The sequence below is a fragment of the Plantibacter sp. lyk4-40-MEA-4 genome (assembly GCF_030209415.1).
In the GTDB taxonomy this organism is placed as follows: domain Bacteria; phylum Actinomycetota; class Actinomycetes; order Actinomycetales; family Microbacteriaceae; genus Plantibacter; species Plantibacter flavus_A.
The window spans coordinates 18,128-39,949 of the sequence record NZ_JARVSA010000008.1 but is presented as its reverse complement, the minus strand read 5'-3'; the positions used below and the strand labels follow the sequence as shown (position 1 = coordinate 39,949).

Genomic DNA, 21,822 nt, shown 5'->3' with positions numbered 1-21,822 from the left:
AGAAACGTATGCGATTCATGATGTTCGTCCTCACGGACCCCGTGCCCGACGAGCCAGCCGATGACGCGGACGTCGACCACTGGGTCCAGGCGCTCGACACGACGGGGAGGCGTCTCCTCGGCGACGTGCTGGACCCGAGCGAGGCGCGCGGCGTCCGTGTGCGCGCCGGTGAGCGACTCGTCACCGACGGCCCGATCCCGGGAGCGACCGACACGCTCTGGGGCTTCGACATCCTCGAGTGCGCCGACCTCGATGAGGCGATCGACGTCGCCGCCCGCCACCCGATGGCCCGCAACGGCCGCCTCGAGCTGCGCCCGTTCCCGGGAGCGTAGGAAGCCGACGGGCTGAGCGGACACCCGGGCACCGACCACGAGTCCCAGGAGCCCGCCGGCGTCGACCCATCGACCTCGGGCCGACGAGGGAGGCGGAATCGCCGAGCGTTCGGTCCTTCGATCAGGCGCGGAGCGGCTTCAGGGCGCCTGCCCACGCTTCGAGCTGGTCGAACAGCACCCCGGCGGCTTCGGCGTGCTGGGGCCCGGGCGTGAAGGTGCTGAAGTCCTCGAAGTCGGTGAAGAGCGAGAAACTCAGCTGCTGCCGTACATCCGCGATCTGCAGTTCCGCGCTGATGCCGCGAAGGTGCTCGATCGCGCGGGCACCGCCGAGGCTGCCCCACGCCACGAACGCGGCGGCCTTGTTGTTCCACTCGGCGTACAGGTAGTCGATGGCGTTCTTCAGGACGGCGGACGTGGAGTGGTTGTATTCGGGCGTGACGAAGACGAATCCGTCGTACGGCGCGATCGTCGCCGCCCAGGCCTTCGTGTGCTCGTTCTCGTATGCCCCGAACGACGGCGGCGTCGGCTCGTCGAGGAGAGGCAGCGGGTGGTCGAGCAGGTCGATGAGCTCGTAGCTCGCGCTCCGACCGGCGGCTTGCTCGACGACCCAGTCGGCGACGGCCTTGCCGTTTCGGCCGGGGCGGGTGCTGCCGAGGATGATGGCGATTCGGAGGTCTGACATGGGGTGCTCTCCTTCGATGTGCGTGCCCGTCCCGCGAAGCACGGGACGTGGTGGTGCTTGGCTCGCACTGTAGCCGGGAGGCTGGGCAGGCGTCCCCATCCGGGGTGGGGCTTGCCGAAGGGCTCCGGGCGTGCTGGGATCGGCGAACCCCGGCGTCGTGCTCAGGAGACGGCCGGCCCGCTTGGCAGGGTCTGCGCGCCGATGACGGCGAGGAGTCGGAGTTTCTCGGCGCTCTCACTCCCGGGCTCGGCCGTGTAGACGAGCAGCCGGTGTGACTGCTCGGGGTCCAGCAGCGTCTGGCAGTGCAGTTCCAGCTCGCCGACCTCGGGGTGGAGGAACCGCTTGACCTCCGTCGGCCGGAGACCGACCTCCTGCGCGGCCCACAGCTCACGGAAGGTCGCGCTCTGCTCGAGCAGAGCGTTCGCGAGGCGTTCCGCACGCGATTCGGGTCCACGCATCGTGACGACCTCGCGGAGCCCGGCGGCGTACACGCGCGAGAGCAGCAGACGATCGGCAGGCGGGTAGGCGGCGCTCGCGGTCGGGTCGGTGAACCAGCGGTAGCCCAGGCTCCGGTCGTCCCCGGTGAACCGGGAGGCGTCGCCGTTGAGGGCGACGGCCATCGGGGTCTGGCGAAGCGTCTCGCCGAGTTCGTTGATGATCTCCGCCGGAGTGTCCTGTAGGCGGTCGAGAATGCGCAGCAGACCGGGACCGACGTGGTCGCCGTGCGTTCCACGAGCGGGAGGCGTGCGGCCGGCCAACCGGAAGACGTGGTCCCGTTCATCGAGGGAGAGGTGCAGGCCCTGCGCGATCGCGGCGATCATCTGCTCGGACGGTTGGGGCCCGACGCCGCGCTCGAGCCGGGCGTAGTAGTCGGTCGACATGTTGCAGAGCGCCGCGACCTCCTCGCGGCGGAGGCCGTCAGTCCGTCGCCGCGGACCGCGCGGGAGCCCGACGTCCTCCGGCTGCAGCTGGTGCCGACGGTGGCTGAGGAAGGTCGCCAGGCCGTGCCGATCGATCATGTCGCGTCTCCTCGTCGTGCAGCGGTCCGTGGACCTCCTTTCTATCGTGCGAGAGCGGTGCCAGCCACGGATCGCCGATCAGTGGATGAGCCGGTCCTGGACCTGCCGAAGCCGACCGTCGAGAGTGGTTCCCACACGCCGGACCACGGCGACACCCACGACGAAGGAACGACCATGCCACGAACACCCGCGTTCACCATCCCCGACCTGACCGGGTCGTTCGCCGTCGTCACCGGCGCGAGCGACGGCCTCGGACGGGTCATCGCGACCGAGCTCGCCCGGGCGGGTGCCGAGGTCGTCCTGCCAGTACGCTCGACCACGAAGGGCGCGCACGTCGCCGACGGCATCCGTGCAGCGGTTCCCGGCGCGACGGTGTCGGTCCGCAGTCTGGACCTCGCCTCCCTGGATTCCGTCACAGCGCTCGTCGAGCAGCTCACCGCCGAGGACCGCCCGATCGACCTGCTCATCAACAACGCCGGCGTGATGACGCCGCCCGAGCGGCAGGAGACGCGGGACGGCTTCGAGCTGCAGTTCGGCGTCAACCACCTCGGCCACTTCGCGCTGACCCTCGGTCTGCTACCGCTGCTCAAGGCCGGTGGAGCGCGCGTCACGCACCAGACGAGCATCGCCGCCCGGAGCGGATCGATCAACTGGGACGACCTCGACTGGAAGAGCAGCTACGACGGGATGCGGGCCTATCAGCAGTCCAAGATCGCCGTGGCATTGTTCGCCCGCGAACTCGATGCTCGGAGCCGAGCCGGCGGCTGGGGTGTCTCGAGCAACCTGTCGCACCCCGGCGTCTCCCCCACCAACCTGTTGGCCGCCCAGCCGGGCATGGGCCGACAGCGCGACACCGGAGCCCGTCGTGTGGTCCGCCTGCTCTCACGCCTCGGCGTCGCAGGCACGGTGTCGAGTGCCGCTCAGCCCGCGCTCATGGCCGCGACGGCACCGACCGCGCGAGGCGACGAGTTCTACGGCCCGGTCCGCACGATGGGTGGCCGACCCGCGCTCCTCCCGGCACTCTGGCCGCCGATGCGGAACCTGGACGACGCCCGTCGACTCTGGGACGAATCCGAGCGGCTCATCGGACGGTGACGCGGCGGCTGGGCGCTAGTCGGACGGCCGGCGCTCTGAGCACGCCCGCCGGAACCCGTGGCGGTCACCGCCACCCCGGACGTCCGGCGGCGTGCTTCGACGTGATTCGCATGGTCGCGCCCTACGGGAGCGGAGGCATCCCAGCCGCGCCGCGTGCGATGCGGAGCATCCGCGTCGCTGTCGCGTGGAGGAGTTCGCGGAGATCCTCGGGCTCGTCGACGATCACCGCATGATCCCCCAGCCCGGCGATCACCGCTGGAAGCCAGTCGAGGCGTTTGGCTCGGATCGAGACCCGATGCCAGGTGGGTGCGTCATCGATCGACTCCACGACGGCCACGCTCTCCGGGAAGTGGGCCCGGATCTGCGCGACGCTCGCCTGGATGCGCAACCGGACGTGCCATCGGTAGTCCGCCCCCGCGAAGCGATCGACGAGTGGAGGGCGCTTCGCTCGAGCAACCGGGTCCGGGACGACGCCGGGCAGCGCCCGCGCCGATCGGATGCGGTCGATACGGAAGGTGCGTTCCTCCGCTCGCTCGACGTCGAACGCGTCCAGGTACCAACGACCGGCATGGACGAGCAGCTCGAACGGATGCACCGTGCGACGCGAGGGCGTGTCCTCCGCGTCGCGGTAGCGCAGTTCAACGGGGCGTCTCGCTCGGATCGCGTCCGACACGGTGAGCAGGACTCCCGCGTCGGGCACGTCGTGGCGCTTCGGCCTCCGTGCTGCGGCCTGCAGGACCGCCTCGAGGCGGTCCACGGACGCGGCCGAGAGGGATCGTCGGATCTTCGCGAGGGCGATCTGCGCTGCGACGTCCGGGGAGTCCGAGGACGACTGGGCTTCGTTCAAGCCGAGGAAGACGGCGACCGCTTCCTCGTCAGTGAGGATGATCGGCGACACGCGTCGGCCGACGGCGAGGCGGTACCCGCCGTAGCGACCGCGCACCGACTCGATCGGGACATCCATGTCCACGAGACGCTGCACGGAGCGGCGCACGGTCCGTTCGTCCACGCCCAACCGCTCGGCGAGCTCTGGCACGCTGCGGATCTCAGCGGACTGCAGCAACTCGAGCAGCTGCAGCGCTCGAGCAGTCGGCGAGCCGGGATGTCCCATCTCCTGAGAATACCGGGCGAAATCGGTCCGGTATCAGTTCTATCGTCGTCAACGCCGCCGCACCCGCGGGGGCACCCCAACTGCCAAGGAGACACGCATGCAGCTCGCAGCCACCCGGATCATCACCGACGACGTCGACACCCTGGTCGCGTTCTACGAACGGGTCACCGGTGCGACCGCGGCACGATTGCACCCGTTGTTCGCTGAGGTGCGCACCGACACCGGCACGCTCGCCATCGCCAGTTCGGCGACCATCCCACTGTTGGGCGAGGACGCCGCCGCACCGCGTGCCAACCGATCCGTCATCCTCGATCTGCTCGTCGAGGACGTCGACGCGGTCTACACGAGGCTGCAGGGCGTCGTGGAGACGTTCGTGAACGAGCCGACGACCATGCCGTGGGGCAACCGGTCGCTGCTGTTCCGCGACCCCGACGGGAACCTCGTCAACGTCTTCACCCCGATCACCGTTGACGCAGGGTGAACGCGTCGCCTCGTGACGTGCGCCCACGACCTACGCCGGGATGACACGCTCGCCGGATGTGGGAGGAGTCCGAGCAGCTCATCAGCTGACACGCCAGAGCCGGCGAGCGGAACACGGTCTATCCTCGGTCCCGTGAAGATCGTCGTGTCGGGCACCCACGCCAGCGGGAAGAGCACCCTCATCGCGGACTTCGCGCTCCGCCACCCGGAGTTCACGGTCCTCGGGGAGGTGTTCGACCTCGTGGAGGACGCCGGGGACGTCCCGAGCAGCGCCATGTTCGCCGCCCAGCTACGCCTCTCGGCGGACCGGCTGCTGGACGAGTCGAATGACGGCGACGTCATCGCCGAACGCGGGCCACTCGACTTCCTCGCATACCTCCTCGCGTCAGCGGAACTGTCCGGCACCGACCTCGACACCGGGTTCCTCGAGCGGGCGAACACGCGCGCCGCCGCGGCGCTCCAGACGGTGGATGTGCTGGTGGTCCTTCCGTTGACGCCGAACGACGGGATCCACGTCGGCGCGGACGAAGACCTGGAGCTGCGGACGGCCATGAACGCCGTCCTGCTCGATCTCGTCGACGACCCCGATCTCATCGCCGACCACGTCACGGTCGCCGAGATCATCGGCGACCCGTCAGACCGATTGGCCACCCTGGAGGCTCTGGTCGCGTCGCAGCAGCGCTGACCTGCCACCGGACACGCCCACGACTCGGTGCCGGGTGGTGGTCATCCGGGTCACCGCGGGCACGGGCACACGCCTACGCCGGGATGACGCTCGGGATGAGTCGCGGCGCTGGAGGCAGCGGTCCGTGCCGGTCGGACGCACGCAATCCGTCGATCACGAGTGCGGCGTAGCGTCGTGCAGCTCGGACGCGCTCCGTCTCCGTCGTCGTCGAGAGTCCGCGAGCCGCGAGCAGGACCACGAGGAAGTCGTCGAGGACGAAGTCCGGGCGCAGCGCGCCGGCGTCGATGGCACGACGAGCGACGGCGGTGATCGCCCGCACGGCCTGTTCGCGCTGGGTCCGGAAGTCGACGGCATCGGGGTAGGCGGCGAGGAACGCGTCCGTGAACCCCTGGTTGCGGGCGTTGAGGACCAGGACCTCCTCGATGATGCTGCGGAAGGCACGCCAGGGGTCGACGTCCGCGAGGGCGTCGACCACGATCGAGCGGCAGGCGCCGAGCTCGTCCACGAAGGCGGCTCTGACGAGATCGGCTTTGGTCGGGAACCGTCGGTAGAGGGTGGCCGGCCCGACACCGGCTCGGCGGGCGATCTCCCGCATCGTCACGTGGAGGCCGTCCGTCCCGAACAGATCGCGGGCTGCGGCGAGGACGCGGTCACGGTTCTCCTGCGCGTCGGAACGCAGGTTCTGAGGCAGTGTCGCGGACATGTGTCTCACATTACTCAAGTGGACGGGTGCGTCCGTTACGTTTCGGGAGGCGGGTCAGATCCCCCGCCGCGAAACGGAGTGCACCCATGCGCGCAGTGATCATCCGGACCTTCGGCGACCCGAGTGGGATGGAGGTGGCAGACCTGCCGGTACCAACGCCCGGGGCCGGTGAGGTCCTCGTTCGGACGGAGGCCGCAGGCGTCGGCGGGGTCGACGTCGTGATCCGCCGGGGCGGGATTACCGAAGCCACCCGGGACTCGGGGATGATCCCGGGAAGTGAAGCCGCCGGCGTCGTCGCCGCGACCGGGCCGGACGTCGATCCCGCGTGGGTCGGTCGACGGGTCTGGGCGTTCACGGGGACCTCGGGTGCGTACGCCGAGTACGTGACCGCGCGCGCCGACGAGATCGTCGAGCTGCCGTCCGACCTGACGTCCGTCCAGGCGGTCACGCTGGGCAGCGCGTTCCCGGTCGCGCACTTCGCGCTCGATCGCGCTCGCCTGACCGAGGGCGAATCCGTCCTCGTGCGCGGCGCCGCCGGGAGTATCGGCCTGGCCGGCGTCGAGCTGGCCGCTCGTGCCGGCGCCGGGGTCATCGCCGTCACCACGTCGTCCCCGGAACGCGGGGAACGTCTGCGGGCGTTCGGTGCCACCCACGTGCTCGACCGCTCCGGCGCAGGCGATGCGGATGCCCCGGCGGAGTTCGACGTCATCCTCGACATCGTCGGCGGCCCCGACCTCCCCCGGTTCATCGAGCGGCTCTCGCCGAACGGCCGCCTGATCGCCGTGGGCGTGGTGGGCGGGTTCCCGCCCGCCGACTTCGGCACGGCTCTCCTGGCCGGCTTCCGCCGATCGATCACCTTCGGAACTCTGAGCCTCGACACCGTGCCGCGCGAGGAACTCGCCCGGGTGCGAGCCGAGGTGTTCGACGATGCCATCCGAGGCGCACTGTCGCCGGTGGTCCACGACACCATGCCGCTGAGCGACGCAGCCGAGGCGCACCGGCTCATGGACGCCGGGGACGTGTTCGGGCGCATCGTGCTCGTCCCCTGAGTCGGTTGACGAGGCAGGCACCGATCCGCCACCGCTACAGCCAGATCGTCGCCAGCCAGACCTCGACGGCGGCGAGCACGAGCAGGGCAACGTTCAGCCCGAGGACCCGGAACTCGCCGCGGCGCACGTGCACGGTGATGCCACCGATCTGCACGAGGACGAGGCCGACCGCGGCCGCGACGGTCAGCCAGGTGAGGACGCCCACGAGCGGGGGCAGGATCAGGCCGACCACGCCCAGGATCTCGAGGGCGCCGATCACACGGACGGTCCACAGCGGCATCGTGTCGACCCAGGCCATCATGGGGCGCAACTGATCAGCCGAGCGGACGAGCTTCATGCCGCCCGAGTACAGATACATGACCGCGAGCAGTCCTGCGACGATCCAGTAGGCGATGACCATGTGCAACCTCCGAGTGCGTGTGTGCGTTGATGGTTACGATAGGTAACCAACGCAAGTGTGGACCGGATCGGACCGGCGTACAAAAGGCACACGCGTGTGACCGAGCCGCGAGGAGTGCCGTGTTCCGCTACCAGAGGCTGTGTTCCGTCCGGGGCGACCAGGGCAAGGCCATCCGGTCGCTGCTCGACCGCATCGCCGACAAGTGGGCGCTGCTCCTCATCGCGACGCTTCACGACGGCCCGTTCCGGTTCACCGAGCTCGAGCAGCGCGTCCCGGGCATCTCCCGACGCATGCTCACCCTCACCCTCAGGAACCTCGAGCGCGACGGGCTCGTCACCCGCACCACCTTCGCCGAAGTGCCGCCACGGGTCGAGTACGAGCTGACAGACCTCGCCGAATCGCTCATCCCGCACGCGGTGGCGCTCGCCGAGTGGGCCGGTGAGCACGTCCCGACGATCGAGGCGAGCCGCAGGGCGTTCGACGAGCGGTCCTGAGCGCCGGGCGTGGTGCGGACCAACGGAAAAAGTCCCGGAAACCAGACGGCTTCCGGGACTTCCTGGTCGGGCTGACAGGATTTGAACCTGCGACCCCGTGACCCCCAGGTGGACTGTTCAGCCCAGATACTTGACTTCCCAAGCTTCTTTGCCCTCACACGGCCTTATTTCACATCGTAGATTGCATGTATTGCGTGCATCAGGTCCCGGCGCTCGGCGGGTCCAACGACCTCAATTCGACTACACGGAAGGCGCAGCTATCCCCGCTCTAGCGACAAAGGTATGCTGCGGCGCAAGCAGCGTTGTATTCGCTGCAATGCCACCCACATTATCTCGGCTACAGCCGCCTCTGGCCCGGCCTATGCGCGTCCCGCTGGCTTCTACCTGGCTGGGTAGCGCATCGCTGCTGCGGGCAGTCCGCTTTTCGGTCGTTGGGCGCAGGCCGCCGGGTACGGGATCATGAATGACAAAGCGAAGTTGCGGGAGGTGCACGATGAGTCACAGAGGCAAGAAGCCTGCGAAAATCCTGATCAGAGAGACCCACGAGCCAGCAGCGCCACAGAACTGGCCCGATGGCCACGTCGCGGTCGAGTTGACCGGAGCTGAGGAAACGGAGTGCCTCGAGGTCACGATCCACGGAGTGCGGCACTACCTCCACTCCACGACGGCACGCGAACTCAGCAACATGCTCCTGACACGGATCGACGAGTGGAACGAGATCGCGCGGGTGGGAGGCGCTCCAGGTGTCTAAGCTCGCAGGCGACGCCAACGACGCGAGCAGCGGGCTGATCGCTGCCCTTGCCCTACTGTCGGATGCGAAGCGGCGCGAGGATGCGGTCTCCGCACTGATCGCGCATCTCAAGGCGACCGAAACACCAGCGGCGGTCGCGCTCCTCCGCGGGTTCTCCCAAAGTGTTCGGCTCTATGAGGATGATGCACCGCTGCGTCGCCCGTACTGGCAGCGACAGTACGAGGAAGGCCGAACTGACCCGCGCACTCTCGACTTTGAGGTTCTTCTCGACGCGGCGCAATCGCCTGCGGCGAGCGCGCTCGTACGAGCGCACATCGGCGACCTCACCTACAGCTACCGCGCGAACCAGACGGAAGTGGGCTCCATCTCCGCGGATGCCTACCTTCACCTCGCGCGCGACCCGAACCTTGATCGCGTCGAGCAGTACCTCCTCGCAGCGAGGGCGTTCGTTGTTGGGCGGCGTCTTGACGATACGAGCAGACAGGATGCCGCTCGAACAAGACTGCTTGAGATCGCCGACGAATCGCTCGCGGCTACAACAGCAGAGAACTCTGAGGGTGGCACCATTCTGCGGACGCTGGAATATCTCGTCTTTTGCGGAGGGTCCAAGTCGGAGGCAGATGCGCGGGTGCGCGCAGCGCTCCCGCTGTTCGAGGGCGATTGGCATCTGCGGCGCGAGCTCGCTCTATTCCTGGCCACACTCCAGGAGTCCAAAGATGACGCTGACTACATCGTCGCAGAGCACCTTCGTGCGCTGGTCGCACAGGCAGATTCCCGTGAAGGGTTTCTGAAGGAGGCAATGCTACGGCAAATCCTCGCCACCGCGCGTGCGCAGGGTCTCAGAGACGTAGCTGGTGAGGCCAGCAGTGCTCTCTCCCAGATCCGCCCCGAGGATTACGACTTCAAAACGAGCGAGTTCTCATGGAAGCTAGACGACGAGACTCGCGGCCAGGTCGAACGTTTCCTCGGACTCCTGGGGACATCACCGCCAGAACAGGCGTGGGCGATCTGGGCAAGCAAGGCACCGGAGTTTCTCCCAAGCAGCGAACGCCCGCCATACGAGTTCCAGATCGTGGACCAGATCGCGACAATCACCGAGGTAAACCGGGCCGGCCATGTGAGCTTCCAGGCCAACTCTGACGACGACATCGTCCGTTACCGTCACCACAAGGAAGATCGACGGCTGTATGAGTATCAGTTCCAGCTCGTCATCGGACCGGGACTACTCGTCCTCCTCAATCGTCCGGAATGCGTTGCTGCCCTCCGCGACAAATGCACGCGCTCGCCGCTATTCACCACCATCGGCGCTGAGCGGGTCTCACATGCCTTCGATGCGTTCCTCCGAGGTGACGTTGATCCCGCGGGCGTTGTACTCCCGACGATCGAAGCGGCTATCCGCACGTTCGCTATTGAAGCGCAAGTCTCGATCTACAATGCCGCTGGCGCTGCCAACGTATTCAAGACCCTCGGCGGCCTTATCCGCGACCTCACTCCTGCGTTAGAAAATGGGGCGCGCTTCGGACGGTTCTGGGACTTCGCGCTGACAGACCAGCTCGGATTCAACATCCGCAACGAGTACCTACACGGATTCCTCGAGCGGCTAACTCACCTCGACGTAGTGGTCATCTTGCAGGTGGCCGCTCAGCTGCTTTTCCTCTTCACGTTCGATTCACTAGACCCCGGCTCTCCCTCCGCTGGTGACATGTCGCAGTCTGGCTAGAACCCACAGGCCAGCGTGGGCGTTTGGCAACTCCAGAAACGACGATCCTGCCCGCCGCCGTTCGCAACATTCGACGAACACGTACAAGACCCGAGGACACGAACGATGAAGACCTCGCCACTGACCATCACCCCGCTGGAGAGCCGCGCCTGCGCAAGGTGATGGTGGACATTCAGAACGACGTCGCCGCGTACTACGCAGCGACCGCCCGAGGCGGCGACCTCGGCATGCACGCCCGCGCCTGGCTCGGTCGGAGCAAAACCTCAACGACCTACTCACAAAGCAGCTCCACGACAAGGCCACCTACCTGGCACTTTTCACGCCCACGCCCACGTCCGGCGCCGAACTCATCAATACGGTCCAATACGCCCGCAACGTCGACCAACATCTGATGGTCGAGGTCCGGCCGAGCGAGGACGTCCTCACCACGACATCGCCGCAGGGTTCACCTACCTCCACGTCGACGTATCCGCCAACACCGAACATGTCACCCACAAGCTCCCCACGCCCCCAGACGACGCCGTACTCAACAGCCCATAGGGGGCAACGACTTGGGTCACCCCAGACCCAGTAAGAAGCAGACTGGATGATCGGCCTTGACCCAAACAGGTGGCGGCAAGTCGACTTTGTCGAGCATCCGGGCCATTTCCCGGACTCGTTGTGTACGAGCGACGTCGGGCCATCCGGCAAAGTGCGCAGGTGCCGCCGCGCTAGCCACGTCAGGACCGGCAACTACGCAGGGAGATTGTTCGCAACGATCTCCAAGAGCACCCGACCGGCCTCCCAGCCCAGCACCAGCGTGCCGCCTGTAGCTGGGTTCAACCCTCTATGGCGCGTGCCTGGTGAGGGTGACCGCTGCCGCGTGCGCGGGACGTTCGGCCCCGGTGAACGGATCTTGGACCACCACATCCGGGTTGGTGACGGTAAGCAATTCCCGAGCTATCGTCGCGGAGCTTTCATCGAGTAGTCCGACGTGGTCGAGCACGGTTGCCAACAGGTAGGTCCGTTGCGTATCTAAGACCGGGTCGTGGGTCCGCCCACCCGCAGGCGTCAGCGCCCAGATCGGCGTGGCGGAATCCACAGCGGCAGGGTCTTGGATCGCGGCTCGAAGTGCAGTGACAGCGTCCGGGTCGTGGCGGAGTCGGCGCAGCAGCGGCCCGGTTAGCAGGGGAAACAGGTCGGGGGCGTCCCGGAGCATGATCTGATGATGGGCCCGTTCGACGATCACGGGCAGCGCGCGGGGTGGGGAGGACCGCACGGCGACGGCGAGCGAGTCGATCCACTCGCGACGTTCCCGTGGGTCGTCGACGCGGAACCAGGCCTCCAGATCGACAAACATCGTGCGACTGCGTTCGTCGGTCGGGAACAGCTCGCAGAATAACGCCCGAAGTTTCGGGTCGGTGTCGAAACCGGGCTCCTGCGTCAGCGCTTCGCGGAGCGTGTCGGCGGGAATCTGCCACGAGTCTGAATCGACCAATAGGTTATAGACCTCGTTCGTCTCACCCCGGCGTGAGGTGGCGGAGCTCGCGTTTGTCAGGCACGCGATGAAGAGGTCGAGATCACGGCGCCCACCGCGATGCGACCAAAGCAGATGCTCGGCGCTATTGCGGAACTGAGGGTTCGAGTCCGCCTCCGCACGGATTAGCTCGTTGATCGAGGGATGCGGTGATGAGCTCATGCTGAGCTGGCCGAGCACGCTTGCCCGCGCGTCCTCGCGGACATCCCTGCCGTTGGAGGCTGACAGCAGCGCGAACAGGTCCTCACCGAAGTGAGCAGATACCTCGTCCCAGTTGGCGTTGAGAAGGTCGACCAGTTCCCGGTCGACGCCGCCGAACAGGTGTCGAAGGTGCACGCCGGGCCGGGTAGCTTCCCCGATGGTCTCCAGGAGCCCGTCATGCAGTCCGAGATCACTGAGCAGAAGCATCCCCACCCACCCGTTCTGTCGGCGGTCTTCTAGAGCCGGACCGTACCCGCAGAGTTCGGCTTGCACCTGTGCCCGCAGCCAGTCGGTGGCCTCATCGGTCTGTACGTGCTCGGCGTTCGGCGATATCCGATACCGCTCCACACGACGGATCAGGCCGGTCAGTGCCGCGCGCTGTACCCACACATCCGGATCCTCACCCCAGTATCCGACAATATCGCGCAACGTGGCGGGAGTCAGATCGGAGCGGGTCAGCGCATCGACGAGAACCTCCCTCAAATGCGGTGGCAGGTAGCCGAGCTGATTGAGAACCGCATCCATCATCATGTTGGCGGTGGCGTCGGCGCGGGCACCGTACGCGCGGACAATCGCCGGGGGCGCCGGGTCATGGATACCGCTGCTGAGGTGCCGGGGATGCTGCAGCGCCTGCAACGCGAATGTGACTACCAGCTCGTGCGCCGGCCACGCGGCGATGATCGCGTCGACATGCCAGGTGAGGTGTCCTGTTCCGACGGCTGTGCAGCGTGTCGCGAGTTCGTCCGGATCGTAGTCACGCAAGATTGCGGCGGACTCAGGGCACTCCGGGGTGGTGGTGAACTGGGCCCACGCTTCAGCGACGGCCATCGCCACTACGACCTTCGCTTCTCCGTCGCCCTCATCGGCCGAGGACCGCAACAACCCGACGAGCACCCGGAACCCTTCCGCGGCACCGAGCGCCTTCAGCGCGAGCGGCGCGAGTGGCGCCGCCGACTCGAGAGGCCCATGCAGGCGCTCATCGAACACTGCGCGCACCTCGGGACGCTCCCCAAAACGTCGTAGCAGCGCTGCCCCGGTACGGACCGGACGCCACGAGTCCAGGGCGGGCAGGAGCACATCGAGCGCGTCGTCGTCGGGTAACGATTCAGCGAGGGCGATGACCCCGTCGTTGAACGGAGGTTTCGGTGCCTCTTCCCGAATGGTCGCCGCTGCACTGCGCGCGAAAGCTGGGTCCGCGCGCCACGACTCGGGGATAAGTGCGAGGTTGTGCAGCAAAAGTCCGTGGCGGTCGGGGTGTTCCAACTCGCTCGCCACCCAGCTCTTAATCGCGTCGTCGCCGCTGAACGTGGTGCACGCCAGCAGCCAGGCCATCGACCGGTCGCCGCCGTTCTCGCCGTTTCCGGACAAGGTCTCCAGGACGAACAGCGCCTCGCTCGGCTCCTCGGACAGCGCATGCTGCAAGAACGGGATAGCGAGATCCTTCCAGTGCTCCCGCGGCCGCAACCCCTCGTGCCGCAGGAACCCCCCGAACCACTGCTTCTCCGCAGCGGTGAGGTGATCAAACCTCCCTCCCGCGGCGTCCCGCAGTAGGTGCAAAGCGCAAACCCGCAGTTCCGGGGTGATCTGCGCTCTCGCCCACTCCAGGAGAGCGGGCAGCTGCGGCCAGTCCGGCCACCCAGTTCCCAGGCACAGCAACGCGAACGCCTGGTCGATGGCCGTCGCACCGTCCCGGACGCTCGCCTCGATGCGGTCGCCGATTGTCGCGTCGCCGGAGTATCGGATGGCGATGGCATGGGCCGCGTTCAGCTGCACAGTCTCCTCCTCGTGCCGCAGTCCCCACAACAGCGCAGGCAGGACCCCCGTGTCCACGACCGCGGCGTCGCGGAGCATCCACAGCGGGGACGTCGGCTCAGGGTGCGCGGCGTTGAGCCATCGCCTGAACGTTGTAAGCAGCAGCGGTCGCAGCGATGCGTGTTTCGTCATAGAGACCAACGACGCGATCAAGGTGGCCCGGTGGTCGGCGTTAGCGTGCTCGTCAACCCGGTCGATGATCTCCGTCACCCATTGCGACTGCTTCGGCGTGGTGAGCGCGACGTTGGCGGCGATGGCGTCGGCGATCAGTTCGTACTTGTCGACCGGGTCCACCTCGGGGTGCTCGCTGAGCCGGGCGAGCAGGGATGCGTTCACGTGCGTGTTGACCTGCGTAGCAAGCCCGGCGATGAGCACATCCCGCCACGTGGGGTCGCCGGCCCGCGCGGTCAGGGCACTCTCCTGCTCCTCAGGTGAGAGGGTAGCCAGGTGCTCGCCAGCAAGCTGGTCGAGCAGAACTCGATGCAAGAACCCGACCATGCCGACGCCTTGCGGGACCAGCAGACCGTATTCGTCCTCCGCCTGCGACAGCACGGCTGTCGCGACCCTGGCTGCGTCAGCCGCCGGGTACGCCAGCCCGTCATCGCGGCGAAGCTCCTCCCGGAACCGTCGCTCCATCTCCTGCCGTTGCCGGATTGTCGAGCCGCCCTCGACCCGCGCCTTATAGGCGACGCCACGCAGCACAGTGAGCATGTCGCCGGTGGAGAATTCTGATCCCGCCGCGGAGGAGGCGCGGCGGCGCATCTGCGGATGTTTGTCCACCAGAAGCTGGACGAGCGCGGAGAACAGATGGAACCGTTGCGGCGGCAACGACTCACCTCGCCACGACTTCGCCAGCAGCCCGAGGAATAGCGGCGTACCCAGAAGCGCGCTCAACGCCGGGATCTGAGTCAGTTCGGCTAGAAACGACTCCGCTTGCGGGCTGGAGGGCCCATCCACACCGATCGTGTCGGACTCGGACAACACCCGCGTGACCAGGTCGACCTGCTGCGTGCGAGTGAGAGGTGCGAGGACCGCTTTCGCCCATGGCTCCACCCAGTTCAACCGGTCCACCGCGTACGGGCGGGCGGTGAGGATCGCGCCGATGCGACGCTGGGATACGAACGATTCGAGAAGCCCGAGCGCGTACTCGGCGGAGGCGGGGTCGTTCCACTCGTCGATGCCGTCGACGAGCAGGATCGCCCGTTCATCATCGAGAGCCGGCTGGGTGAGATCCCATGCCGACGGTCCACCCTGCTGGGTGACCCACGCCCGAATGGCCGAGACAACCGAGTTCGTGGTGGATCCGTCGAGGTGACGACACAGGAAACCGAACGGGAGCCACAAAGGCAAGTCGCCGCCGTGTGCCCGCTGCAGCGCCGCGGACTGCGGCTCGGTAGCGAGGATATCCACGGCGGTGAACATCAGGAAGCTGGACTTGCCCGACCCGGGTGCGCCGATCAGGAGCCGCAGTCGCGCGGACTCGATCCATTCGTCGACACGAGTGCGCGCCAGATCCGTATCCGCCGATCGGACCGGGTCTCGCCGCGCCTGCCGGCGGATGCGGCGGCGCATCCGCCGAGGAGTGCCTGCGTACTCATCGAGCGGCTGGATCGATAGCAGTTGCTCCGTCTGCTCCGACTCGGAGGCAGTGACTCGTGCTGTGGTGTTCTCGGTCGCTGGTTGCGTATCGAGAATCAGATACGGCAGACCCTGCGTGTGCGTGCCGGTGACCGTCGGCGAGGCTCCCTGCGCCCGGAACGCGGCCCGGTAGAGGGCTCCGAGGGCGTCGCGAGCCGCGCGTGCCTTCTCAGGGGTGATCCGCCGGGAAAGCTCCGCGGCGCGGTCCTCGCCACAGAACGCGGTCACCCAAGCCCGTCCGAAAAAGTCATCCACTAAGCGAGGGTGATCGCGGAGCCGGGCCGCGACCTCCTCCGCTCCCCACGGCACGAACTCGATGCCCTGCCCAGCGAGGGTGTCGTGCGCAGACCGGACGACGGCATCCAGTTTTGTGTCGCGGAGCGATGAGCTCGTGGCGTAGTAGAACCGGGAGCACCGGTCCGCCCACTCACCGGCGAGGAAGTCAGTGACCGCTGAGGTGATTGACGCGGCGGTGAGGTCTTTCACCCGGCGTGACTGCAGGGCCACGAAGCTTCGCGCCACCGTGGCGGCGGCGTCCAGCGAGGGTGTCGTGCGCGCATAGACGTCGATTCCTGCCTGGGCCTGTCCAGGCAGACCGTACAGAATTGCATGCTCGATGTGTGCTTCGTTTTCCAGCATGCGCGTGAACAGACGTTCAGCATTCTCCGGAGTCAGCTCTCCAACAGGCAGCAGCGCCGGCCTGGTCTGCACAGGCGGGTCCGGCCACGGACCATCCGGGATGGACCACAGTGTCGCTGGCAGTTCGAATTGACTATTCGTCACACTGCCATTGTGTCGCTCGGAACCGACAGGGTGCCTGCTTGCTTGCGGCTCGCCGTCAGGCGTACACCGTCGAAGTAGCCAAGGCTGTCCGCCGCAAACAGTTCGCGGCCTCCACGATGGTTTCGATTCGAGAGGAGGTCACGCGAGCGCTCGCCGACTTCCAGACATCGGATCGCGAAGACAAGGCGGCCCTGCGCGCGCGGCACAAGCCGCTAGAAGAGAAGGAGGCGGGACTCATCGACCTCGCAGCCGAGGGACAACTGCAGATCACGAAGATCAGGCAGTGCCTCGACCCCATGACGCTACGAAAGGCAGCCGTCGCGGAGAAGCTAACCAGGACGGAAGACCGGATGAAGTTCGGAGCAGACCAGGTGCTTGCGTTCGTCAATCTCCTCAAAAGGCGCGGTGAGCTTCATGAGCGAGTGCACGAGGGCATGCAACGCAGTCTGCTGCTCGCCTCCCACAGCAAGCTCCGCGTGTACGTCGAGAGCGACGGCCTCAGGATCGAGAGCGGTAGACCAGATATCCACGCCACGCTTCACAGCTGTTCAGTACAGCAGCGCGTCGCCGCAGCTGACCACGTCGTGGGCAAAAAGTGAGGAGCCTCCCGCATTTCTGCGGAAGGCTCCTCCACTGGCCTCAACGAGTCCAATTGTTTGAGCAACTCAAATATGGTCGGGCTGACAGGATTTGAACCTGCGACCCCTTGACCCCCAGTCAAGTGCGCTACCAAGCTGCGCCACAGCCCGATGCCATCTCCGCGGGCGGAGAAGACAACTCGAACAGTCTAGCGGATTCCGAGGGCGCTCCGTGACACGGCTCCGGCGACGGTAGCTCATCCCAGACAAGCCGCACTCGTCGGGCAGGAGGTCTCCCCTGCCCACCCTCGAACGGGGCACGCTACGGTGACTCGTCCGCAATCGCGTGACAGGACGAACGGACCGATCCGGCCACCAGATGGAGGACCCCATGCGCTACAGCCACTACTGGAAAGAGGTCCGCGTCGCGGCCCTCACCGCCCTGCCCGTCGCGATCGGCTCCGGCATCGTCCAGGTCAGCCGCAACACGCCGATCGACGACGCCGTCATCGGCGGCGCCATCACCTTCGTCGCGCTGTCGCTCCTCATCCCCGTCGTGCGCCACTGGGTGCACCCCGAGTCCCGCGGCTGACCACTGCGGCAGGCCGCAGCACCCGCGGCACGCCCTGCACGACGCGCCGCGAGATCGGGCACGTGCCATCGCAGAGCCGCTATTCGGCTTTGCGATCCGCGACGAGCTGGTCGCGCACTTTGCGTCGCAGCACCTTGCCGATGAGCGACGTCGGCAGCTCGTCGAGCTGCACGACCCGCTTCGGCACCTTGTACGCGGTGAGGCGGGTCCGACAGTAGTCGCGCAGCGAGCCGGCGTCGAAGACGGTGCCGGCACGCATGACCACCGCAGCCGTCACGTCCTCGCCACCGGAATCGCGCGGCAGGCCGACCACGGCGGCCGACTCGACGTCCGGGTGCGACAGGAGCGTCTCCTCCACCTCGGACGGGCTCACGTTGAACCCGCCGGTGATGATGAGCTCCTTCACCCGGTCGATGACCGTCACGAAGCCGTCCGCCGACACCGTCACGATGTCGCCGGTCCGCAACCAGCCACCCTCGAGCAACGCCTCACGCGACTCGTCCGGACGACCCCAGTAGCCCTGGAAGACCTGCGGACCCCGGAGCAGCAGCTCGCCCGACTCCCCCGCCGCACGATCGACCGTCGGGTTCTCGGGATCGACGACGCGGATCTCGGTGCTCGGGAACGGCACCCCCACGGTGCCCGGCCGACGCGACGGACCGATCGGGTTGCCGAGCGCCACCGGCGACGACTCCGTCATCCCGTAGCCTTCGACGAGCAGACCGCCGGTCGCCTCCTCCCAGCGCGTGACCGTCGACACCGGGAGGCTCATCGCCCCGGAGATCGCGAAGCGGACACTCGTCAGGTCGACACCCTTGCGGCTCGACGCACGCGATAACGCGTCGTAGATGGGCGGCACCGCCGGCAGGAACGTCGGCGGGGACTTCTTCGCCGCCGTGAGCACCAGCTCCAGATCGAACTTCGGGAACAGCACGAGCCGCGCACCGATACTCATCGCGAACGTCAGACACAGCGTCATGCCGTACGCGTGGAACAACGGCAGCACCCCGTAGAAGACCTCGCCACCCTCGCTCAGGCCCGGCACCCAGGCGCGTCCCTGCGCCGCGTTCGCGCGCAGGTTGCGGTGTGTGAGGATGGCACCTTTCGGCGCCCCGGTCGTCCCGCTCGTGTACTGCAGGAGCGCGGTGTCGTCGAGCGTCGGACGCACGACCCGCTTCGACAGCTTCCGTCCGCCGATCAGCCGATCCCACGGAAGCACGTGCTTCGCCGACGGGGTCGCGGTCATCGCCGCACGCGACTCGCGGGCACGCTTCACCGGCAGCCGGAGCGCCAGCCGCTTCGACAACGGTAGGGCCTGGGTGATGTCGACCGAGACGATCCGTCCGCGCATCACGTCGGCCGGGAGGTCGGCCACGAGGTCGTAGACCTTGTCCCACACGATCGCGACGTGCGCACCGTGGTCCTCGAACTGGTGCCGCAGCTCCCGAGCCGTGTAGAGCGGGTTGTGCTCGATGACCGTCGCGCCGAGCCGGAGCGCCGCGTAGAACGCGACGACGTGCTGCGGGCAGTTCGGCAGCACGAGGGCCACGCGGTCGCCCGGCTTCACACCGAGCTTGCGAAGCCCTTCGGCCGCTCGCGCGACCTGTTCGCCGAGCTCGCTGTAGCTGGTCTCCGCACCGAAGAACTCGAGGGCGATGCGATCACCGAAACGCTTGACCGAGGTGTCGAGCAGGTCGACGAGCGTCTCGGTGACCTCGTCGATGTCGGCTGGCACGCCACTGGCGTAGGACGACAACCACGGCCGTTCGGCCAGACGCTGACGCTGTGCCTCTCCGGCCTCGGTCGGCTCCGACGACTGCTCGCCCTCGCGCTGCTCGGCTGTGTTTCCTCGATGGTCCACGATGATCCTCCAGATGACACCGCGCGCACCGCACGCATGCCTCCACCCTAGGCGGGCGCGTATGCCCGACCGGGGATGCGACCGGACTGCTTGACAAGCTCCAAACCGACACCGGTGAATCGCCCGAGGAACGGTGGAACAACGCCAGAAGCCGGCCACCCGAAGGCGACCGGCTTCCGAGGATCGAACGCCTCAGACGGCGTCGGGCGACGCGGGCGTCTTCGGCTGACGCTTCGCGGCCGCAGCGGCGTTGTCGGACATCGCCTGCTGGAGGTTCTCCCCCAGTGCGCCACCGGCGACCCCACCCAGGAGGGCGGACAGGTCGAGCCCGGTGATGTCCTTGACGACCTTCGGCACCTCGCTGACGACCTGGCCGACCGTCTTCGTGACGGCCGACGCCCCCTCGGTCGAGATGACCGTGAGGTTCGAGATGTTGCCGAGCGGCTCGGACACGGCGCGCGTGATCTCAGGCAGACGAGCGATGATCTCGGACGCGAGTCCGGCCTCACCGTACTTCTTCAGCGCCTCCGCCTTCGCGTCGATCGCCTCAGCCTCGGCCAGACCCTCCGCGGCCACGGCCGACGCCTTCGCGTCACCCTGGGCGCGGATACCCTCGGCCAGCGCGATCTGTTTGTCGCGCTCAGCGGTACCGGCGAGGCGCACGGACTCTGCAGCGGCCTGGGCGTCCTGCACGGCCGCGACCTTGTTCGCCTCGGCGATGGTCTTGCGCTTGAACGCGTCGGCCTCCGTCGCGGCATTGGCTGCGTCTCGGGCCGCCTGCGCGCGCTGGACCGTCGCGTAGGCGTCGGCCTCGGCCGGCTTGCGCACCTCGATGTCGAGGCGTTCCTGCTCCACCTTCGCCTTCTCGGCGAGCGCCTCACGCTCCTGCTCCGCGACCAGACGGTCCTGCTGCGCCGTGGCCAGTTGACCGGAGGCCTCGGCCTCGGCGTTCGCGCGGTCGGTCTCCGCCTTGATCGTCGCCTGCTTGAGGCTCAGCGCCTTCTGACGCTCCGCGACCTGCTCCGCCGCTTCGATCCGTGCGAACTCGGAGGCACGAGCGGTCTCGGCCTCCTTGATCTCGGCGTTCTGCCGGGCGAGCGCGTTCTCCGCGCGCCCGAGGTCGGCGAGGTAGTTGGTGCCCGGCGTCGAGATGTCGGAGATGTTCAGCAGGTCGACCTGGAGGCCCTGCTCGGCGAGATCCGTCTTGGTCGCCTCGACCACCGCTTCGGAGAGGGCGTTGCGGTTGGAGATGATCTCCTTGATCGGCATGTTGCCGATGATGGAACGCAGCGACCCTTCGAGGGACTGCTGGATGATCTGCGTCAGCGACCCCTGCTGGGAGAGGAAGCGCTGCGCTGCACGGCGCACACCCTCCGGCGTGCCGGAGACCTTGAAGTTCACGCTCGCCTGGATGGCGACCTTGATGAAGTTGGTGTCGACACCCTCCACGACGATGCCGATCTGACGCTGCTCGAGCGAGATCGGGAAGCCCTGCTGCAGGATCGGCCATATGAACACCCGCCCACCGATGACGACGCGCTGACCGCCATCGGGCTCACCGGTCTTGGCGCCGGCCCCCCGACCGACGATGACGAGCGCCTGGTTCGGCGGCACGCGCTTGATGCGTCCGGCGACGAACGCGACGATCGCGAGCGCCACCACGACGAGTGCGATCACGGCGATCACCGTGATGTTGGTGGTGATGAAGTCCATAGGGCAGGTGCCTTCCCCTCGAGGGCGTGCTGGTGGATGGATGGAATCAGGGCTGCGTGTCGGCAGCGGCTCCGCTCGACACGGGTTCGACCTTCACGCGGGAACCCTGGAGCTCGACCACGCGGATCCGGCTACCCGTTTCGATCCGCGTGTCGGAGAACGCGAGGCGCGTCTCGATCTCGTGCGGGCCGTCGAGGCTGACCTCGCCGAAGGACGCCGAGATGGTCGACCGGGCGACCCCGTAGAGACCGAGCGGTGAACTCGGCGTGCCGTCCTCCGAACGCTTGAAGCTCCGGATCATCAGCTGGACGCCAACGAGCACGAGGACACCGATGACGGCCGAGATGACATAGGCGGACCAGACGGGCAACCCGTTCGCCAGCACGATCGCGCCGACCGCGCCGAAGACGGTGAACGCGCTCCCCAGCGCGGTGGCCGAGACCGCCCCGTCCAGGAAGTCGAAGATCTCACCGAAGACCAGGGAGATGAGGACGATCACGAGACCGACGGCGCCGACGATGATGAACAGGGTCATGCCACCAACCCTACTGAACGCCCAGGCGACGTGCAGGAAAGCGGTCTCCCGTCACGGCGGCGACGGGCTGCG

Annotated in this window: 18 protein-coding genes and 1 tRNA gene; 9 read left to right on the top strand and 10 right to left on the bottom strand. The window is 67.3% G+C overall.

Features of this window, described 5'->3' with window-relative positions; translation table 11 throughout:
- Nucleotides 1-8: 8 nt before the first annotated feature.
- Nucleotides 9-332 (top strand): YciI family protein, encoded by a 324-nt coding sequence (locus QRN44_RS14605; protein WP_285039482.1) that lies wholly within the window; start codon nucleotides 9-11, stop codon nucleotides 330-332.
- A gap of 121 nt (nucleotides 333-453) precedes the next feature.
- On the opposite strand, the gene QRN44_RS14600 is transcribed toward QRN44_RS14605, so the two are convergent.
- Nucleotides 454-1,014 carry an NADPH-dependent FMN reductase gene (locus QRN44_RS14600; RefSeq protein WP_121290461.1) on the bottom strand — a complete coding sequence of 187 codons (561 nt, stop codon included), beginning with the start codon at nucleotides 1,012-1,014 and terminating at the stop codon, nucleotides 454-456.
- Nucleotides 1,015-1,175: 161 nt separating this feature from the next.
- The gene (locus QRN44_RS14595; protein WP_285039481.1) at nucleotides 1,176-2,033 is read right to left on the bottom strand and encodes a helix-turn-helix transcriptional regulator; all 858 of its coding nucleotides are present in this window, start codon (nucleotides 2,031-2,033) and stop codon (nucleotides 1,176-1,178) included.
- A gap of 174 nt (nucleotides 2,034-2,207) precedes the next feature.
- Here QRN44_RS14595 and QRN44_RS14590 point away from each other — a divergent pair, with 174 nt between their 5' ends.
- Complete coding sequence (locus QRN44_RS14590) at nucleotides 2,208-3,128, top strand: SDR family oxidoreductase (protein WP_285039480.1); 921 nt, start codon at nucleotides 2,208-2,210, stop codon at nucleotides 3,126-3,128.
- 121 nt (nucleotides 3,129-3,249) lie between these two features.
- Here QRN44_RS14590 and QRN44_RS14585 read toward each other — a convergent pair whose 3' ends face one another.
- Nucleotides 3,250-4,239, bottom strand: coding sequence for a helix-turn-helix transcriptional regulator (locus tag QRN44_RS14585; RefSeq protein ID WP_285039479.1), 990 nt, complete (start codon nucleotides 4,237-4,239; stop codon nucleotides 3,250-3,252).
- Nucleotides 4,240-4,336: 97 nt separating this feature from the next.
- Between QRN44_RS14585 and QRN44_RS14580 the strand changes: the two genes are divergently transcribed.
- Nucleotides 4,337-4,720, top strand: coding sequence for a VOC family protein (locus QRN44_RS14580; protein ID WP_285039478.1), 384 nt, complete (start codon nucleotides 4,337-4,339; stop codon nucleotides 4,718-4,720).
- 132 nt (nucleotides 4,721-4,852) lie between these two features.
- Nucleotides 4,853-5,404 (top strand): AAA family ATPase, encoded by a 552-nt coding sequence (locus QRN44_RS14575; RefSeq protein WP_285039477.1) that lies wholly within the window; start codon nucleotides 4,853-4,855, stop codon nucleotides 5,402-5,404.
- A gap of 73 nt (nucleotides 5,405-5,477) precedes the next feature.
- Here the strand turns inward: QRN44_RS14575 and QRN44_RS14570 are convergent, their stop codons facing one another.
- Nucleotides 5,478-6,107, bottom strand: a complete 630-nt coding sequence (locus QRN44_RS14570; RefSeq protein ID WP_285039476.1) for a TetR/AcrR family transcriptional regulator — start codon at nucleotides 6,105-6,107, stop codon at nucleotides 5,478-5,480.
- 86 nt (nucleotides 6,108-6,193) lie between these two features.
- On the opposite strand from QRN44_RS14570, the gene QRN44_RS14565 reads away from it, so the two are divergent.
- A complete protein-coding gene (locus QRN44_RS14565; RefSeq protein WP_285039475.1) occupies nucleotides 6,194-7,156 on the top strand; it encodes a zinc-dependent alcohol dehydrogenase family protein in 963 nt (320 codons plus the stop codon).
- Between the two features lie 34 nt (nucleotides 7,157-7,190).
- Here the strand turns inward: QRN44_RS14565 and QRN44_RS14560 are convergent, their stop codons facing one another.
- The gene (locus QRN44_RS14560; protein WP_285039474.1) at nucleotides 7,191-7,556 is read right to left on the bottom strand and encodes a DoxX family protein; all 366 of its coding nucleotides are present in this window, start codon (nucleotides 7,554-7,556) and stop codon (nucleotides 7,191-7,193) included.
- Nucleotides 7,557-7,675: 119 nt separating this feature from the next.
- Here QRN44_RS14560 and QRN44_RS14555 point away from each other — a divergent pair, with 119 nt between their 5' ends.
- Nucleotides 7,676-8,050: a winged helix-turn-helix transcriptional regulator gene (locus tag QRN44_RS14555; RefSeq protein ID WP_121290446.1), complete on the top strand. Its 375-nt coding sequence runs from the start codon at nucleotides 7,676-7,678 to the stop codon at nucleotides 8,048-8,050.
- Nucleotides 8,051-8,793: 743 nt separating this feature from the next.
- A complete protein-coding gene (locus QRN44_RS14550) occupies nucleotides 8,794-10,521 on the top strand; it encodes a hypothetical protein (protein WP_285039473.1) in 1,728 nt (575 codons plus the stop codon).
- 826 nt (nucleotides 10,522-11,347) lie between these two features.
- Here the strand turns inward: QRN44_RS14550 and QRN44_RS14545 are convergent.
- The gene (locus QRN44_RS14545; RefSeq protein ID WP_285039472.1) at nucleotides 11,348-16,471 is read right to left on the bottom strand and encodes an NACHT domain-containing protein; all 5,124 of its coding nucleotides are present in this window, start codon (nucleotides 16,469-16,471) and stop codon (nucleotides 11,348-11,350) included.
- A gap of 38 nt (nucleotides 16,472-16,509) precedes the next feature.
- Between QRN44_RS14545 and QRN44_RS14540 the strand changes: the two genes are divergently transcribed.
- Nucleotides 16,510-17,070, top strand: a complete 561-nt coding sequence (locus QRN44_RS14540; protein ID WP_285039471.1) for a hypothetical protein — start codon at nucleotides 16,510-16,512, stop codon at nucleotides 17,068-17,070.
- A 73-nt stretch (nucleotides 17,071-17,143) separates the two neighbouring features.
- Here the strand turns inward: QRN44_RS14540 and QRN44_RS14535 are convergent.
- Nucleotides 17,144-17,220, bottom strand: a tRNA-Pro gene (locus QRN44_RS14535).
- 220 nt (nucleotides 17,221-17,440) lie between these two features.
- Here QRN44_RS14535 and QRN44_RS14530 point away from each other — a divergent pair.
- Nucleotides 17,441-17,641, top strand: coding sequence for a hypothetical protein (locus tag QRN44_RS14530; protein ID WP_285039470.1), 201 nt, complete (start codon nucleotides 17,441-17,443; stop codon nucleotides 17,639-17,641).
- A 79-nt stretch (nucleotides 17,642-17,720) separates the two neighbouring features.
- On the opposite strand, the gene QRN44_RS14525 is transcribed toward QRN44_RS14530, so the two are convergent.
- The 3 genes from QRN44_RS14525 to QRN44_RS14515 form a co-directional block, all read right to left on the bottom strand.
- Nucleotides 17,721-19,415, bottom strand: a complete 1,695-nt coding sequence (locus QRN44_RS14525; RefSeq protein ID WP_502928645.1) for a long-chain-fatty-acid--CoA ligase — start codon at nucleotides 19,413-19,415, stop codon at nucleotides 17,721-17,723.
- 279 nt (nucleotides 19,416-19,694) lie between these two features.
- Complete coding sequence (locus QRN44_RS14520; RefSeq protein ID WP_064295482.1) at nucleotides 19,695-21,215, bottom strand: flotillin family protein; 1,521 nt, start codon at nucleotides 21,213-21,215, stop codon at nucleotides 19,695-19,697.
- Nucleotides 21,216-21,261: 46 nt separating this feature from the next.
- Nucleotides 21,262-21,750 carry an NfeD family protein gene (locus tag QRN44_RS14515; RefSeq protein WP_079002642.1) on the bottom strand — a complete coding sequence of 163 codons (489 nt, stop codon included), beginning with the start codon at nucleotides 21,748-21,750 and terminating at the stop codon, nucleotides 21,262-21,264.
- Nucleotides 21,751-21,822: the final 72 nt, after the last annotated feature.